Raw genomic sequence first — 14,827 nt, 5'->3', positions numbered from 1 at the left:
CCCCGCGATCAGCCCAGGCCGGTGACCCCGCGCTTCGGAGGCACGTCGGGAAGCTCGTCCGACGACCCGCCGCTCCCGAGCCGCGCGTAATGCGCCCGCTCGCGCTCCAGCGTGTCCGTCTCGCGCGACCCGTACCGTGCGGGATCGGGCCGCTCGGCGTCCTCCTCGACGGTCAGCAGCCCGTCCGGGTCTCTCGGGTCGCGCACCCCGGTGAGTCGCACGTCGATCGTCGACTTGTCCTCGTCGTGCCCGTGCCTGTCCTCATCTGCGCCTGTCGCATCCATGACCCCACCTTCGGCGCAGGAGCGCCGGGGGACAAGGGGTCAGGCCGGTCTGCTGGCTCGCACTCTGCGGCTAGCGGAACGTGGTCTCCCTCGACCGAGACTGGATTCGGCGGGCCGACCTGCCTGCGGGCTCCCCCGTGTCCGCGCGCACGAGCGCGATCCCGCCCAGGATGAGCACGCCGCCCAGCAATTGCAGGGGGCTGAGCGCCTCGCCCAGCAGCAGCCACGCATAGAACGTCGCCGCCACGACCTCCAGCAGTCCCGTGAACGAGGCCAAACGGGAGCCGAGGAGTTCCGTCGCGGTGATGCTCGTGGCATAGGCGATCGCTGTCGCCACGACGCCGACGACGAGCAGCGGCACCCACCACGCCGTCGGGCTGCCGAACAGGGGCACGTCGGCGAAGCTCACCGTGACGGGAAGCAGGCCGGTCGCCCCGACCACGCCGAGAGCGAGACCGCCGAGGAGCAGGCCCCCGGAGGCCAGCACGACCGGCGGCAGGCCATCACTCGGGCGCGCGGCGATCAGGTAGAACCCGGCACAGCCCACCATGGCGAGCACCGCGAGGATGAGTCCCAGCGGGTCGAGGGCGCCAGCACCGCCCGGCGAGACCACCAGGATCAGCCCGGCGACCGCGACGACCGAGCCGGCCACCACGACGGCTCGTGGCGCTTTGCGGGTGCGCGCCCAGGCCACTGCGACGAGAAGCACCGGGGCGAGGTACTCGACGAGGATCCCGGTGCTCACGGGGATGCGCTGGATGGCGGCGAAGTACAGCACCTGCGTTCCTGCCACGCCGACCAGCGCCATCCCGAGCAGCCGCCAGCGCCCGCGCCAGACGGTTGCCCACCGGCCGCGCACGGCCACGAGGGCGAACGGCAGCAAGACGACTCCTCCGATGAGCACGCGCGCCGTCACGGCCGCCACGGGCGACCATCCGCTTTCGAGCAGGGGCTTGATGAAGGCGCCCGACATCCCGAAGCTCGCCGCCGCGATCACTGCGATGATCAGGCCGAGAGTGGCCGGGTGTCGGTTGCGCATGGGACTCACCTGTCAGGATTGAAGAGGATGATGGTCCTGACGCTAGTCTCGGAGCGAGTAAGGAGTCAACTTGCAATTTGCCCCTGACACTGTGGACGCGCTGGAGTTCGCCGTCGCCCTCTGCGACACCGACCCGGGCGCCTCCCGCAGCGGCGAGGACGAACTCGCCACCACCGAGCAACTCGCCGCGCTGCTCGTCGAGAACCGGTACTCCGGCCGGGTCGACGGCGACGACGCCGAGCTGCAGGATGTGCGCGCGACGCGCGAGCGCATCAAGCACACCTGGGCTCTCGACCGCGACGCCGCCGCTCTCGAAGTCAACGCGATGCTGGCCGAGGCCCACGCGCTCCCGTACCTGATGCGCCACGACGGGTTCGACTGGCACCTGCACGCCACTGCTCAGGATGCGCCGCTCGCCGAGCGCATCCGCGTCGAGATCGCGCTCGCGCTCGTCGACGTCATCCGGTCCGGCGAGACGGGACGGCTGCGGGTCTGCGGGGCGGACGACTGCACCGGACTCGTGCTCGACCTCTCGCGCAACGCGTCGAAGCGCTTCTGCAGCGTGCGTTGCGGCAACCGGATGAACATGATCGCCTTCCGCGCCCGGAAGCAGCAGGGCGCCTAGAGTTCCCACTGACGGCGAGCCCGACGGCCGGACGAGCCACCGGGTCAGAAGTCCGAGAGGTTGCCGCGGATGCCGCCGTTGCCGTACTCCGTGCGCAGGATGCCGCGCCGGCGCAGCACCGGGACGAGCTCGTCGAGGTAGCGGTGCAGCGTGACCGGGTGCAGGTCTCCGGAGAAGATGAAGCCGTCGTTGTCGGCCTCCTCCCCGATCTCCTCGATGAAGTCGGCGATCTGCTCGGCGGTTCCCACGAATCCCGCGCGATCCGCGATCCGGCCCTTCACGACTTTCGGCGCGATCAGCTCGCGCAGCGTCACGCCCTCGCGGATGCCCTGCTTGCCGAACAGTCCCTTGATGCTGCCCTGCGACACGTGATCCCCGAAGACGGAGACGTCGAACGGCTCATCGAGCGAAAGCACGGTCAGGTCGGTCTCCAGATCACTGGACTGCCCGGCGAGCGCCCGGTACAGCTCCTCATCGGTGGGATGCTTCGACGCCTCCACGACGCGGCGCGCCTCCTCGTCGCTCGAGACGACCTCGGGCTTGAAGACGAAGAGCACCTTGATCGCGTCGGGGTTCCGGCCGGCAGCGATCGCGGCATCCCGCACCTTCGTGCGGTAGTCGCGGATGCTCTGCGCGTCGAGCGGCGCCAACGCGAGCTGAACGTCGGAGTGGGTGCCCGCGAACGCGATCCCGCGCGGCGACCCGCCAGGCGACACGATCGCCGGGTCGCCGTCAGTGAACGGCACAGCATTGAGCGGCCCGGCCAGACGGAAGTATTCGCCCTCGTGCTGGAACGGCCGGATCTTCGACCCGTCCGCGAAGTGCCGCGTGGCGGCATCCTGAACCAGCGCGTCGTCGTCCCAGCTGTGCCACAGCCGGCGGATGACGGTCAGCCATTCCTCCGCGCGGTCGTACGCGGCGTCGTGCGACAGCGCAGGGAGGCCGAGATGGCGCGCGCTGCCGACATCGGTGACCACGTTGACGCCGAGCCGGTGACCGCTCAGGTGGTGGAGGCTGGCGAACTGGCGCGCGGCGACGTACGGCGGGTAGGCGCCCGCATTGATCGTCGGTGCGACACCGAGGTGCCGGGTGGCATCGAGCAGGTAGGGCGAAAGGATGAGCGGGTCGTGCTTCGGGCCGCCGTACGCCTCGCGGACCCTCAGGTCGAGAGTGTCGGGGAACCCGAGGGACAGCGCGTCCTCGATGATGACCAGGTCGAGGCCTGCCTGCTCCAGCTCGCGCGCGGACTGCTGGTACAGGTCGGGCCGCGTCCAGTCGTAGCCCCACTCCCAGTACGGGTGGCCCCATCCTTGCGGGCCGAACCCACGGCTGAAGAACCAGCCGAAATGCTGCAGACGCGCCATCGTCTCCTCCTACCGTCCGGCGGCGACAGCCGCGTCCGTCGCGATCGGTTCGGGCAGGCCGGTGTCGCGCACGATCCTGTCGGGCACGATCGTGTCGGCCGCCTTCACCGCCGCTATTCCCCGCGCCAGGTCGTCGATCAGGTCGTCTGCATCCTCGAGCCCGATGGAGAGCCGAAGCAGGCCGTCGCCGATGCCCGTCTCTTCGCGCAGGTCGCGGTGGAGGTGCGCGTGAGTGGTGGACGCCGGGTGCAGGATGAGCGAGCGCACGTCGCCGATGTGGGTCATGCGGCTGAACAGCTCGACGGCGTCGTAGAAGCGCTCGGCGTCCGCGATTCCGCCGGCGAGGGTGAAGCCGAGCACTGCGCCCTGGCCTCTGGGCAGGTAGCGCAGGGCGAGCTCGTGGGCGGGATGCGACTCCAGCCCGGCATAATCGACGCGCACCACCTCGGGCTGCGCCTCCAGCCAACGGGCGACGGCGAGCGCCGTGTCGGACTGCCGTTGCACCCGCAGCGACAGCGTCTCGACGCCCTGTTGGATGAGGAAGGCGTTCAGCGGCGACAGCACGGGCCCGAAGAGCGACGCGATCACCGATCGAGTGAACGCGGTGTATGCGGCTGCACCATGCTCCTGTACGTAGCTCGACCCCTCCAGCCACGCATCAGGTCCCGTCAGGTGTTCGAAGGGCGAAGCGGCCCAGTCGTAGCTTCCCTGATCGACGACGACGCCGCCGAGGGTGGAGCCGTGCCCACCGAGGTACTTGCTGGCCGAGTGCACGACGATGTCCGCGCCGTATGCGCCCGGTCGCAGCAGGTACGGGGTCGCGAGGGTGTTGTCGACGACGAACGGGATCCCGTTCTCGTGCGCCACAGTGGCGACGCCCTCGATGTCGAGGATCTCGTTGCCGGGGTTGGCGATCGACTCGCCGAACAGCGTTCGAGTGTTGGGCCGAACGCGTCGGCGCCACTCGTCCAGGTCGGTCGGGTCGTCGACGAACTCGATGTCGATGCCCAGCCGACGGAGGCCGTTCTCGAAGAGCCCGCGGGTCCCCGAGTAGATACTCTGCGCCGACAGGATGTGGTCGCCGGCCTGAACCAGGCCGAGCACGGCCACGGTGATCGCCGCCTGTCCGCTGCCGACCGCGATGGCCTCTCGGCCGTGTTCGAGGGCGGCGACCCGTCGTTCCAGCGCGGCGGTCGTCGGATTGCCGGAGCGGCTGTAGGTGTAGCCCTTCTCCTCGCCACCGAAGCGGCCCTCGGCCTGAGCGAAGCTGTCGAACTCGAACCCTGCGGTCAGGTAGATGGGCGTGACGCGGGCGCCGTGGGCGGCATCGCGGGCCTCCCCCGCGTGGACCTGGGCTGTGCTGAACTCCGGCATCTCCCTATGGTGGGGCACGCTCCGGCCCGGAAGCCCTTCTGTTGCGGAGTACTACGCGGTCACCGAGCCGACCTCCTCCCGAACCGATGGGTTACTATTGCGTCATTATGCGAACAGTGCGTTCGCATAGTGAACGACTTACGACGAAGTGAGGACCCTGTGCAGTTCCACCACCACGGTTACATCTCCGGCGACCCGCGCATCCACGAGCCCGCGGGGACGGGGGTCGACCGCCGATCCGAACTGCCGGACGCCGTCGACGTGCTCATCGTCGGCAGCGGGCCGGCCGGCATGATCGCCGCAGCGCAGCTCGCACAGTTCCCGAATGTGGTCACCCGCCTCGTGGAGCGCCGCCCCGGGCGTCTCGCCATCGGGCAGGCGGACGGCATCCAGGCGCGCAGTGTCGAGACGTTCCAGGCGTTCGGGTTCGCCGAGCGGATCATCGCCGAGGCCTACCGCATCACCGAGATGGCGTTCTGGAAGCCGGATGCGAGCGATCCCTCGCGGATCGTGCGCACCGCGCGCCCCGTCGACGATCCGACCGGGGTCAGCGAGTTCCCGCACCTCATCGTCAACCAGGCCCGCGTGCTCGACTACTTCGCCGAGGTTGCCGCCCACTCGCCGTCACGGCTGACGCCCGACTACGGCTACGAGTTGGTCGGGCTGCGGGTCGGCGAGGGCGACCATCCGGTCGCTGTGACCCTCCGTCACACCGTCGGACCGGACGAGGGCGCCGAGCGGGTCGTCCACGCGAAGTATGTGGTGGGGGCCGACGGGGCACGAAGCAAGGTCCGGGAAGCCATCGGCTGCCATCTCGCCGGCGACCAGGCCAACCACGCCTGGGGCGTCATGGATGCGCTCGCGGTCACCGACTTTCCGGACATCCGCACCAAGTGCTCGATCCAGTCGGAGGCGGGCAACATCCTCCTGATCCCGCGCGAGGGCGGCTACCTGTTCCGGATGTACGTCGACCTCGGCGAACTCCAGCCCGGCGACAACCGTGCCGTCCGCGCGACGACGATCGACCAGATCATCGAGAAGGCGAACGACATCCTGCACCCGTACACGCTCGATGTCCGCAACGTGGCGTGGCACAGCGTCTACGAGGTGGGCCACCGCCTCACCGACCGCTTCGACGATGTGGTGCCGGAGGAGCTCGGGATGCGCACACCCCGCGTCTTCATCACCGGCGACGCCTGCCACACGCACAGCGCGAAAGCCGGTCAGGGCATGAACGTCTCGATGCAGGACGGCTTCAACATCGGCTGGAAACTCGGCCATGTGCTGGACGGGCGCGCTCCGGAGTCGCTGCTCGCTACCTACTCCGCCGAGAGGCAGGTCGTCGCGAAGAATCTCATCGACTTCGACAAGGAGTGGTCGGCCCTCATGGCGAAGAAGCCGGAGGAGTTCGCGAGCCCGTCCGAGCTGGAGGACTTCTACGTGCGGACGGCGGAGTTCCCGGCCGGCTTCATGACGCAGTACGCGCCGTCGCTGATCGTCGGCGAAGCGACGCACCAGGAGCTCGCGACCGGGTTCCCGATCGGCAAGCGCTTCAAGTCGGCCCCGGTCGAGCGGGTGTGCGACGGCAACCCGGTGCACCTCGGACACCACGCGCGCGCGGACGGCCGCTGGCGTATCTACGTCTTCGCGGACGAGGCGGTCGCCGGGCAGCCGTCTGCGGTGGCAGATCTCGCCGAGTGGATGCAGTCGGCGCCGGAATCGCCCCTCGCGGCCACGCCGGAGGGCGCCGACCCCGACGCCTGGTTCGACGTGAAGGTGGTCTACCGGCAGGACCACGCGTCCGTGGATCTCGGCGTGGTGCCGGACCTCTTCCTCCCCCGCGTCGGACCGTTCGCGCTGATCGACTACGAGAAGGTCTACGCCGCCGACCCCGCGCACGACATCTTCGCTGAGCGCGGCATTGATCGCGCCGGAGCCATCGTGGTCGTGCGGCCGGACCAGTACGTCGCCCACATCCTTCCTCTCACGGCGACCGACGAGCTCGCCGCGTTCTTCCGACCGGTCCTCCAGACCCGGGCGCTGAGCGACGCCGACGCGTAAGGAAGGAGATCGGGCGTCGAATCTCCTTCGATTGGCAGACTCGCAGGAGTTTCGAACGCCTCGCAGCCGAATCTCCGACGTTAGCCTGGCGACGTGACCGCTTTCGTGACGATCGCCGACGGCGTGCACCTGGTGCGCATCCCGATGCCCGGCGGTGGGCTGCCCTACAGCCTCGCCTACCTGATCGAGGACGGGAACGGGCGACTGCACGTCGTCGACCCGGGTTCCCCGACCGTCGAGGCCGCGGGCGCACTCAGCCGTGCGATGGATGCGCTCGGGCGCTCGCCGGAGGATGTCGCCGGAATCGTCGTGACGCACCTACACGCCGACCACGCCGGAGGGGTTGCGGCGCTGCGTGAGGCGACCGGTGCGCCGGTGCTGATGCACGAGCGCGAAGCGTCAGCCGCCGCCGCGATCGTCCGGGGCCTGCCGTCGCCCGACTTCGCGGCCTGGGGCGTGCCCGCGGAGCGGCGGCCCGAGCTCGCCGCCGCCTCCTCTGCGCCTAGCTCTGCCGCCCTCCCGACGCCGGATGTCCTGCTGGCCGACGGCGACCTCCTCGACGTGCCAGGACGGCGGATCCGCGTCCTGTGGACGCCCGGGCACACCCCGGGCCATCTCTGCCTCCACGACGAGGAGGCGGACCTCGTCTTCACCGGAGACCACGTGCTCCCGACGATCAACTCCGGGCTCGGTCTGGGTGGCCCGACCCCCTCGAACCCGATCGCCGACTATCTCGTCGGCCTCCGGCGCATCGGCGCGCTCGACAGCCGGGCTCTCCCCGGTCACGAGGAGCCGTTCACCGGCCTCGCGGAGCGCACCGCGGCGCTGGCAGAGCATCACCTGGGGCGAGCGCGAGAGGTCGCCGCGCATCCCGAAGGCACGGTGTGGGATGTCGCGCGCACCCTGACCTGGACGGGCGGCTGGGATGCGCTGCGCGGCTTCACCCTGCTCTCGGCGCTCGCGCAGACTGCTCTGCACCGCGATTTCGTCGCCCTCGGGGGCCTCGACGCCGGCTGACGCGGCGACGTCTCAGCGCAGGTCCGACTCGATCGCGGCGGCGGCCTCGCGCAGCCGCGCTCCGATGGCCGCCGCGTCCACGTCGTTGGTGACATAGACGACGGCCAGCGCGGCGACCGGCTGCCCCGGCGCCCGCACCGGGACCGCGATGGAGGCGAGGCCCGCGATCACCTCGTCATGGCTGGTCGCGTAACCGCGGTCGCGGGCGAGTTCGGCCTCGTCTCGCGCATGTTCGCCGGGCAGCGTGCGCCACTGCGCATCCGTCAGCACCGACTGGATGGCGATCCCGGGCGCGCCCGACGCGAGCGGGTGCCGGGTTCCCGGGCGCTGCGCCACGGTTGCGTGGGCGTGCGCCGGCTCCACGGTCACCAGCGTCACGACGTCGTGCCGGTCGAGTACGGCGAGGAAGGCGGTCATGGTCAGCTCGTTCGCCACCGCGGTGAGCTGAGGCAGCGCGGCCGACTGCAGGTCGCGCGACACCGCGCGAGCGAGGGTCGCCATGCGCGGGCCCAACTCGACTGCGCCGGCGGCGTCCCGCACCACCAGTCCGTGATCCTCCAGGGTGCGCAGGATGCGGTAGGCGATCGAGCGGTGCAGGCCCAGCCGGGAGGCGATCGCGGGGATCGTCAGCGGCTCCCCCGCGTCGGCCAGCAGTTCGAGCATCCGGATGCCGCGGGACAGCGTCTGCAGCGCGGGCGCCGGAGTCGGGGCGCCATCGTCGATCGAGGCCATGCGTTCGATTATAGAAACAGTCAGCGCCCGTCGACGCGGTCGGTGGAGCGGAACAGGATGCGCCACGCCCGCCGGTCGCGGAGGAATCCAGGGCAGCGTCAGGCCGGGACGGCCTCGCGAGTGTTGACCACATCCACCCGGGCGCCGATGAACGAGTGGACACTCTCGTGGATGTGGAACTGCGTGTGCGAGAGTCGCGCCTCCCGCGCGTGCAACAGGGCGCGGGCGGCAGCGCGGCGCGCCTGCAACCGGCCGAGAGAGACGGCGGCACCGATGAGCACGGTGAGAGCGAAGGCCACTCCCGCGGCGTCGACGATCAGAGCGAGCGACGGCGAGAGCACCGCCGAGGCCAGACCCCAGGCGCCCGTGGCCGCGACGAGCAGGGCACCGGCGGTCCAGAACGTCGACCGGGCCAGGCGCAGCGGGCTCTCGGCGAGAAGGGCGCGCGCCTCGGCGGTCTCGCGCTCCTGCTGGCGGCGGCGTTCCTTCGCCCAGTGCAGGTCGCGCTCGTGGCGGCGGGCGAGCAGTTGGGCCTGGTCGTGGGCATGGTTGAACGAAGTGGCGTTCACGATACGTCCTTTGCAGCGTTCGGGTCTACCGCGGGCCGGGTTTCGGGTCCGGCTTCGCGGGGCTACAGGCAGTAACTCGGGTGTGTGACATCCGTGAGCATAGCCAGAAAGACCGTTCTGTGGGTCGTTTAGAGGACATGAGTTTGTACCCCAATCCGGGCGACACGGATGCGGTGCACCCGACGCTGTTAGGGTGTGCTTTCCGAGGCAGTCCGAAAGGGGAACGGATGCGAAAGCCGGTCGTCATCGCGGCGCTCGCTGTCGCCCTGGTGATCGTGGTCGCCGGCGTCGCTCTGGGACTTGCGCGCCACGGCAGCGGAACGGCCGGACCGTCCGCCGCACCGACGCCGACAGCGACCGCGGACGCCTCCCGCGCGTTCGCATCCACACGCCTCTACCTCGACCCGAACACGGAGGCCGCCGCCGCCGAGAAGCGGCTGGAGCAGCAGGGAGACACGGCGTCCTCCCTGATCGTCGGACGCATCGCCGACGTACCGACCGCCGTCTGGCTCGGCGAATGGTTCCAGGGCGACCGCCTGGTGACGGAACTGCGCAACGATGTCGCCGATGCACGCTCGCAGCAGGCGACACCCGTGTTCGTCGCCTACGCCATCCCGAACCGCGACTGCGGCGGATATTCGAAGGGCGGGCTCGCGGCCGACCAGTACCTGCCGTGGATCCGGACGATCGCCTCCACCCTTCGGGGCAGCGATGCGGTCGTGCTGCTGGAGCCGGATTCGCTCGCCATGCTGGCCGACCCGAAATGCGACGGGTCGGCCGAGGTCCGGCTGCCGCTGCTGAAATCGTCGGTGGGCATCCTCGAGTCGGCGGGCGTCGCCACCTACCTCGACGGCGGCAACGCGCGCTGGCTGTCCGCCGCCGACCAGGCGTCGTGGCTCAAGCGCGCCGGGGTGCAGGACGCGCACGGCTTCTTCACGAACGTCTCCAACTTCGACACCACCCAGCGCGAGCGCGACTACGCCGGCAAGGTGTCGTCGAAAGTCGGCTGGAAGCACTTCGTCATCGACGTTTCGCGCAACGGCAACGGCTGGACCGGCACGTGGTGCAACCCTCCCGGGGCCAAGCTCGGCGACGACCCGAAAGTGACAGAGGGCGACGGCGGCAGGCTGGACGCCCTCCTCTGGGTGAAGCATCCGGGGGTCAGCGACGGCAGCTGCAACGGCGGACCGGCGGCCGGTGTGTGGTGGCAGTCCGGCGCCGAGGCCCTCCTGAGCGGCGGCAAGGGATGAGCGGTCGCAAGGGATGAGCACGGACGGCTGCGAGCAGCTCGCGGAAGCGTGCGCCCGGGTCGCCTCACGCACTCCGTCTCCGCGTGAGTTCCTCCGCCGGCTCGGCCATGAGGCGGCGGGCGTCCGCCGCGGCCTGTTCTGGCCGATGGATGCCGGGCGAGGGGGCTCCAACCGCATCCGCGGCCGGGGTTTCCGCCGGAACGTGGACGACGGCACGGAAGGACAGGCGCGACACTTCGCCGGGATCGTCGCCGTGGCCGCACGGCTCGGGGCACACACGACGCGCTGGCTGTCCATCCACGTCGGCCGGGATGCGCCCGAGTCGGCGGACGGACAGCTCACCGATCACGCGCTCGATTTCGTCCGGCTCGTCCGTTCCGGCGAGCTGGCACCGTCCGACACCGACGCGTGGGTACGGCGGACGATCTGCGGCCAGGGCAGCGGACTCACCAGCCGCTAGCCGGAAGGCCTACGACGCGGCGGCCCTACGACGTAGGCGGTGGCAGGTGGCTCCCGCGGTGGATCTCCCACAACTGCGCGTGGCCCGGAGAGTCCGGGTCGTCAGTGATCGGCTCATCTGCCATGAATAGCCGGATGAGGTGGGCCAGTTCGCCCGGATGGCTGAAGTTGATCGCGTGCGCCGCGCCTTCGATTCGCACCAGCAGAACGTGGTTGTCCGTTTCGGCGGCGACCTCCCGCACCCTCTCGTGGTGAGGCATCAGGGGGTCGCGGTCGCCCAGCACAACCAGGGTGGGGACGCTCAGTTCGAGCAGTCGGTCCAGGGACGGATACTGGGTCAGCGCCCGGAACATCTTCATGGTGCTGGGCACCCCGAACCGCAGGTAGTCGGGCGTCGCGACGCGTACCATCCGCGCCGGCTCACGCCCACCGTCGCGCGTCAGCTGCCCGACCGCCCGGCGGAGCGGCTGGTTGTAGATCCCGCCGGCCGGCGACACGAGGATCGCCCGCTCGAGGCGCTCCGGGTAGTGGTGGGCGAACTCCAGGATGACCGGGCATCCCATCGAGTTGCCGACCAGAGTGACCCTGTCGATGCCACGGTCGTCGAGGAAGCGCGCGGCGGCGTGCGCGAGGTCGGGGATGTGGAGCCCGGTCGGGGACTTCCCGCTGCGGCCGAATCCCGGCAGGTCGGGCACGAGGGTGTGGAAGTCATCGGCGAGGCGTTCGGCGGTCGGCAGCAGGTAGCGTCCCGAGAGCCCGAACCCGTGGACGTGCATCATGGCGGGCGCATCAGGGGGATTCGGGGACTCCCGGTAGAAGACATCGACGCCGTCGACCGTGGTCCATCGCTCCGCCAGGCTCGATGCCGGGCGTCTCGGGAGTCGCCGTGGGGCGCTCGTGGTGCCCATGATCCCGATCCTCCTCCGCTTGCGGCCCCCGGTGCAATGCACTTCGGCGGCGGGAGGGCCGCGCTCAGGTGGTGAGGGTCGCCGTGAAAGCGCGGTAGTCGCGCAGGCGCGGCAGGTCGGCCGTGGTCGCGGACTCGTGGGCGCCGACAACGACGACCCGCGCGCCGGAGGCGACGGCCGCAACGAGACCGGCCTCCGCATCCTCGAACACGACGCTGTCGGCGATCGGCACACCGAGGTGCTCGGCAGCGAGGCGGTAGCCCTGCGGGTCGGGCTTGCCGCGCTGCACGTCCTCCGCCGCGATCAGCACGTCCGGCACAGGGACGCCTGCAGCGCGCATCCGGACGACGGCCAGGTCTCGCGGAGCGCTCGTCACGACAGCGACAGGAGCCCTGTCCGTCAGCAGGCGCTGGACCAGCATCCGGGCACCGGGGATCTCGACGATGCCGTCCGTCCGCGTCAGCTCCTGGGCGACCAGCTCGGCCACCAGCGCTGCACGCTCCGTCTCACCGAGAGCGGGGAGGAAGTGGGCGACGGTGTCGACCGCCTGGCGGCCGTGCGCATACGCGAGGAGGGCGACCGGGTCGAGGTCGTTGCGCAGGCAGAACTCTGTCCACACGGACTCGACGACCGCCGTGGAGTCGACCAGCGTGCCGTCCATGTCGAACAGAAACCCGGCCGCCTCGATCTCATCCACGCTCCGAGCATAGGAGACGCGGGAACCGAGGCGGGCCGGGCCCGACGACGGAAGAGTGTGGGCCTAGGGCGACACAATCAACTATGGGCGATATGGACGCTTTGAGCGTTTTGAGCGATAATGGGTTCATGACCGTCACCGTCGCTCGGACGAAGCACCCCGTTGTCGTCGACCCCCCGCAGGACCTTCGCGAGCTACTAGATCTCGCGCAGTTCCTGGAACACCACACCTCCCCCGCAGTATTGGTAGGCCCGGACGGCGAGCAGATCGCTCTGCCGTTGGAGGCATACGAAGTGCTCCGCGAGGTGGTGGCGGCAATGCGGCACGGCGAGTCAGTGAGTGTCGAACCCATCGATCGACAGTTGACGACGCAGCAGGCAGCCACCCTGCTCGGTGTGAGCCGTAGCACGCTCGTCCGCCTCCTCGATGAGAACGAACTACCGTTCGATCGATTGGGTGACTCGCGGCACCGTCGGCTGCGGCTGAATGACGTGCTCGCGTACCGGGAGCGTAAGCGTGCCGATCGACGCGCCCGGCTCGATGAGCTGACTCGTCAGGCGGATGAGGACGGTCTATACGATGGCGATGCCGATACCTATCAGGCTGCTTTGGCCGAAGCTCGGAAGTCGTAGCATTGGCGCTTTTCGCCGCGTTCTTAGACGCATGCGTCCTGGTGCCAGTCGCACCTTGCGACACGATGCTCCGCATGGCGGACCAGGGCGCGTTCCGACCCCTGTGGTCGCAGAAGGTCCTCGACGAAGCTCAGCGTGCGCTGGAGAGGATCCATTCGGAGGTCGATCCGAACCGCTTCCTTAGCCGCTTCAGATCGATGAACGAAGCCTTCGACGATGCCCTCGTCACGGGCTGGGAAACACTGACTGCGGGTATCAAGCTCCCCGATCCGGACGACACCCATGTCGTAGCAGCCGCACTTGTTGGCAGGGCCGACGTGATCGTGACAGAAAATGCGAAAGACTTCCCAGACGACGTCCTCGTCCCGCTCGGGCTCAAAGCTGTCCGACTCGACGAATTCCTGCTCGATCAATTCGACCTTTCACCCAGGGCCGCCTGTCGAATCATCCACGAGCAGGTGGCCGCCATGAAGCGTCCACCCGTCGAACCCGCGCAGCTGCTGGACCGGCTTTCGCGCAGTGGAGCGCCCGCCTTCGCCCAGAAAGTACGCGACGAAATGGAGCTCCAGTCGTAGTAGTCGGGGTTCTCGTTCATGACACCGTCCCTGTTGAACCCGGCCGCCTCACTCGAGGCGGCCGGGCCGGCCGGCGGAGGAGGCCATCCCACCTGCCCCCTCCGCACCGTTCACACCAACGCGGCTGAGAAGCGCGCGGGGCGGAACGTGTCGAGGAGCGGCGACGTGTCGCCGGTGAGGATCTCGCGCGCGAGCAACTCGCCCGCGATCAGACCCAGCGTGGCGCCGCTGTGCGTGAAGGCGACGAAGTAGCCGGAGACCTGCTCCAGCTCGCCGAGCACCGGTTCGCCGTCGCCCGGGATGGGCTTTCCGCCGATCCCGAAGCCGTCCAGCTCGAGGCTCGGGTGGCCGGCGAGGACGCGGGACGCCTCCTCCAGCAGCCGGTCGACGATGCCGTCCGGAACCGTGACCGTGCCGTCGTCGGCGACGACGAGGGCCTCCTCCGACCAGGCCGAGTCGAGCGCGAGCGCGCCCGACGGGGTCGGCCGGACGGCGACATTCGGCGTGTTCAGCACGGCCCTCAGCTCCGTCGCGACGGGCTTCGTCCAGACCAGGAGGGCTGTCGGGCTGCCGTCCTCGATCGCGATGCCGTGCTCGGCGACCTGCGCCGGGACGCCAGGACCGGTCGCGAGTAACACGGCGTCCGCGTCGAAGCGGCGCCCCTCCGGGGTGACGGCACCGACGGCTCTGCCATCCTCGACCACGACCTCGACGTGCCCGGCTCCGGTGATCAGCGCGCCGCCGCGCGCCGTGAACTCCTCAGCGAGGTGGGCGATGAGCGACGGAAGGTCGACCCATCCTTCGCCGGGGTTGAAGATGCCGCCCTCTGCGGCGAGCGCCGCCGGGTCGACACCCGGGGTGACCTCGGCGACGTCGTCAGCGGTGACCCACTGGGCGTCGTAGCCGATGGACCGCTCGTGTTCGAGGACTGGCGCGAACGACTCACCCTCGGGCGCCCAGGTGAGACCGCCGTCGAAACGGAGGAAGGCCGATACGTCTTCGCGGGCCGCGAGCGTGCGGTAGCGGTCGATGCCCAGCTGCCGGAGCGCGTGGTACTCCGGCGAGCGCAGGCCCGCAGTGTTGAGCCACGAGAGCGAGCGTCCGCTCGCACCGCTGGCGAGCTCGCCTTCGGTGATGAGGGTCACTTCTGCGCCGGAGCGGACCAGGTGCGTCGCGGTGGAGACGCCGAGGACGCCCCCTCCGATGACGATGACGCGGGAACGGATGGATGGTGCGGTCAT

Annotated in this window: 16 protein-coding genes; 7 read left to right on the top strand and 9 right to left on the bottom strand. The window is 69.8% G+C overall.

The annotated features are described in order from the left end of the window. Positions 1–8 precede the first annotated feature (8 nt). Together AB4Y74_RS00420 and AB4Y74_RS00415 are read right to left on the bottom strand one after the other, a co-directional pair. Positions 9–284: a hypothetical protein gene (locus tag AB4Y74_RS00420; RefSeq protein WP_441797142.1), complete on the bottom strand. Its 276-nt coding sequence runs from the start codon at positions 282–284 to the stop codon at positions 9–11. Positions 285–354: 70 nt separating this feature from the next. After that, positions 355–1,323: an EamA family transporter gene (locus tag AB4Y74_RS00415; protein WP_441797141.1), complete on the bottom strand. Its 969-nt coding sequence runs from the start codon at positions 1,321–1,323 to the stop codon at positions 355–357. A gap of 70 nt (positions 1,324–1,393) precedes the next feature. On the opposite strand from AB4Y74_RS00415, the gene AB4Y74_RS00410 reads away from it, so the two are divergent. Next, positions 1,394–1,948, top strand: coding sequence for a CGNR zinc finger domain-containing protein (locus AB4Y74_RS00410; protein ID WP_441797140.1), 555 nt, complete (start codon positions 1,394–1,396; stop codon positions 1,946–1,948). 44 nt (positions 1,949–1,992) lie between these two features. Here the strand turns inward: AB4Y74_RS00410 and AB4Y74_RS00405 are convergent, their stop codons facing one another. Together AB4Y74_RS00405 and AB4Y74_RS00400 are read right to left on the bottom strand one after the other, a co-directional pair. Continuing rightward, a complete protein-coding gene (locus tag AB4Y74_RS00405) occupies positions 1,993–3,312 on the bottom strand; it encodes an NtaA/DmoA family FMN-dependent monooxygenase (protein ID WP_441797139.1) in 1,320 nt (439 codons plus the stop codon). 9 nt (positions 3,313–3,321) lie between these two features. Beyond that, on the bottom strand, positions 3,322–4,686 hold the full coding sequence (locus AB4Y74_RS00400) for an O-acetylhomoserine aminocarboxypropyltransferase/cysteine synthase family protein (RefSeq protein WP_441797138.1): 1,365 nt from the start codon (positions 4,684–4,686) through the stop codon (positions 3,322–3,324). Between the two features lie 159 nt (positions 4,687–4,845). Between AB4Y74_RS00400 and AB4Y74_RS00395 the strand changes: the two genes are divergently transcribed. Together AB4Y74_RS00395 and AB4Y74_RS00390 are read left to right on the top strand one after the other, a co-directional pair. Beyond that, positions 4,846–6,747, top strand: coding sequence for an FAD-binding monooxygenase (locus AB4Y74_RS00395; protein ID WP_441797137.1), 1,902 nt, complete (start codon positions 4,846–4,848; stop codon positions 6,745–6,747). A gap of 93 nt (positions 6,748–6,840) precedes the next feature. After that, entirely contained in the window at positions 6,841–7,764 is a 924-nt protein-coding gene (locus AB4Y74_RS00390) for an MBL fold metallo-hydrolase (protein ID WP_441797136.1), read from the top strand. A 12-nt stretch (positions 7,765–7,776) separates the two neighbouring features. On the opposite strand, the gene AB4Y74_RS00385 is transcribed toward AB4Y74_RS00390, so the two are convergent. Together AB4Y74_RS00385 and AB4Y74_RS00380 are read right to left on the bottom strand one after the other, a co-directional pair. Further along, a complete protein-coding gene (locus AB4Y74_RS00385; RefSeq protein WP_441800374.1) occupies positions 7,777–8,427 on the bottom strand; it encodes an IclR family transcriptional regulator in 651 nt (216 codons plus the stop codon). 167 nt (positions 8,428–8,594) lie between these two features. Further along, positions 8,595–9,065: a hypothetical protein gene (locus tag AB4Y74_RS00380; protein WP_441797135.1), complete on the bottom strand. Its 471-nt coding sequence runs from the start codon at positions 9,063–9,065 to the stop codon at positions 8,595–8,597. A gap of 227 nt (positions 9,066–9,292) precedes the next feature. Between AB4Y74_RS00380 and AB4Y74_RS00375 the strand changes: the two genes are divergently transcribed. Both AB4Y74_RS00375 and AB4Y74_RS00370 read left to right on the top strand, forming a co-directional pair. After that, positions 9,293–10,315, top strand: coding sequence for a glycoside hydrolase family 6 protein (locus AB4Y74_RS00375; RefSeq protein WP_441797134.1), 1,023 nt, complete (start codon positions 9,293–9,295; stop codon positions 10,313–10,315). A gap of 13 nt (positions 10,316–10,328) precedes the next feature. Further along, complete coding sequence (locus tag AB4Y74_RS00370) at positions 10,329–10,775, top strand: hypothetical protein (RefSeq protein WP_441797133.1); 447 nt, start codon at positions 10,329–10,331, stop codon at positions 10,773–10,775. A 25-nt stretch (positions 10,776–10,800) separates the two neighbouring features. Here the strand turns inward: AB4Y74_RS00370 and AB4Y74_RS00365 are convergent, their stop codons facing one another. Next, positions 10,801–11,682 (bottom strand): alpha/beta fold hydrolase, encoded by an 882-nt coding sequence (locus tag AB4Y74_RS00365; RefSeq protein WP_441797132.1) that lies wholly within the window; start codon positions 11,680–11,682, stop codon positions 10,801–10,803. A gap of 64 nt (positions 11,683–11,746) precedes the next feature. Next, the gene (locus AB4Y74_RS00360; RefSeq protein WP_441797131.1) at positions 11,747–12,379 is read right to left on the bottom strand and encodes an HAD-IA family hydrolase; all 633 of its coding nucleotides are present in this window, start codon (positions 12,377–12,379) and stop codon (positions 11,747–11,749) included. A gap of 128 nt (positions 12,380–12,507) precedes the next feature. On the opposite strand from AB4Y74_RS00360, the gene AB4Y74_RS00355 reads away from it, so the two are divergent. Further along, on the top strand, positions 12,508–13,011 hold the full coding sequence (locus AB4Y74_RS00355; protein ID WP_441797130.1) for an excisionase family DNA-binding protein: 504 nt from the start codon (positions 12,508–12,510) through the stop codon (positions 13,009–13,011). 2 nt (positions 13,012–13,013) lie between these two features. Beyond that, a complete protein-coding gene (locus tag AB4Y74_RS00350) occupies positions 13,014–13,586 on the top strand; it encodes a PIN domain-containing protein (RefSeq protein ID WP_441797129.1) in 573 nt (190 codons plus the stop codon). Positions 13,587–13,696: 110 nt separating this feature from the next. On the opposite strand, the gene AB4Y74_RS00345 is transcribed toward AB4Y74_RS00350, so the two are convergent. Next, positions 13,697–14,827: an NAD(P)/FAD-dependent oxidoreductase gene (locus tag AB4Y74_RS00345; RefSeq protein ID WP_441797128.1), complete on the bottom strand. Its 1,131-nt coding sequence runs from the start codon at positions 14,825–14,827 to the stop codon at positions 13,697–13,699.

It is taken from the genome of Leifsonia sp. RAF41 (genome assembly GCF_052114085.1).
GTDB lineage: Bacteria > Actinomycetota > Actinomycetes > Actinomycetales > Microbacteriaceae > Leifsonia.
This window is presented reverse-complemented; position numbering and strand designations above follow the sequence as displayed.

Coding starts and splice junctions, on each gene's coding strand:
- AB4Y74_RS00420 (WP_441797142.1), bottom strand. CDS start 284: ATGGATGCGACAGGCGCAGATGAGGACAGGCACGGGCACGACGAGGAC.
- AB4Y74_RS00415 (WP_441797141.1), bottom strand. CDS start 1,323: ATGCGCAACCGACACCCGGCCACTCTCGGCCTGATCATCGCAGTGATC.
- AB4Y74_RS00405 (WP_441797139.1), bottom strand. CDS start 3,312: ATGGCGCGTCTGCAGCATTTCGGCTGGTTCTTCAGCCGTGGGTTCGGC.
- AB4Y74_RS00400 (WP_441797138.1), bottom strand. CDS start 4,686: ATGCCGGAGTTCAGCACAGCCCAGGTCCACGCGGGGGAGGCCCGCGAT.
- AB4Y74_RS00385 (WP_441800374.1), bottom strand. CDS start 8,427: ATGCTCGAACTGCTGGCCGACGCGGGGGAGCCGCTGACGATCCCCGCG.
- AB4Y74_RS00375 (WP_441797134.1), top strand. CDS start 9,293: ATGCGAAAGCCGGTCGTCATCGCGGCGCTCGCTGTCGCCCTGGTGATC.
- AB4Y74_RS00370 (WP_441797133.1), top strand. CDS start 10,329: ATGAGCACGGACGGCTGCGAGCAGCTCGCGGAAGCGTGCGCCCGGGTC.
- AB4Y74_RS00365 (WP_441797132.1), bottom strand. CDS start 11,682: ATGGGCACCACGAGCGCCCCACGGCGACTCCCGAGACGCCCGGCATCG.
- AB4Y74_RS00355 (WP_441797130.1), top strand. CDS start 12,508: ATGACCGTCACCGTCGCTCGGACGAAGCACCCCGTTGTCGTCGACCCC.
- AB4Y74_RS00345 (WP_441797128.1), bottom strand. CDS start 14,827: ATGACCGCACCATCCATCCGTTCCCGCGTCATCGTCATCGGAGGGGGC.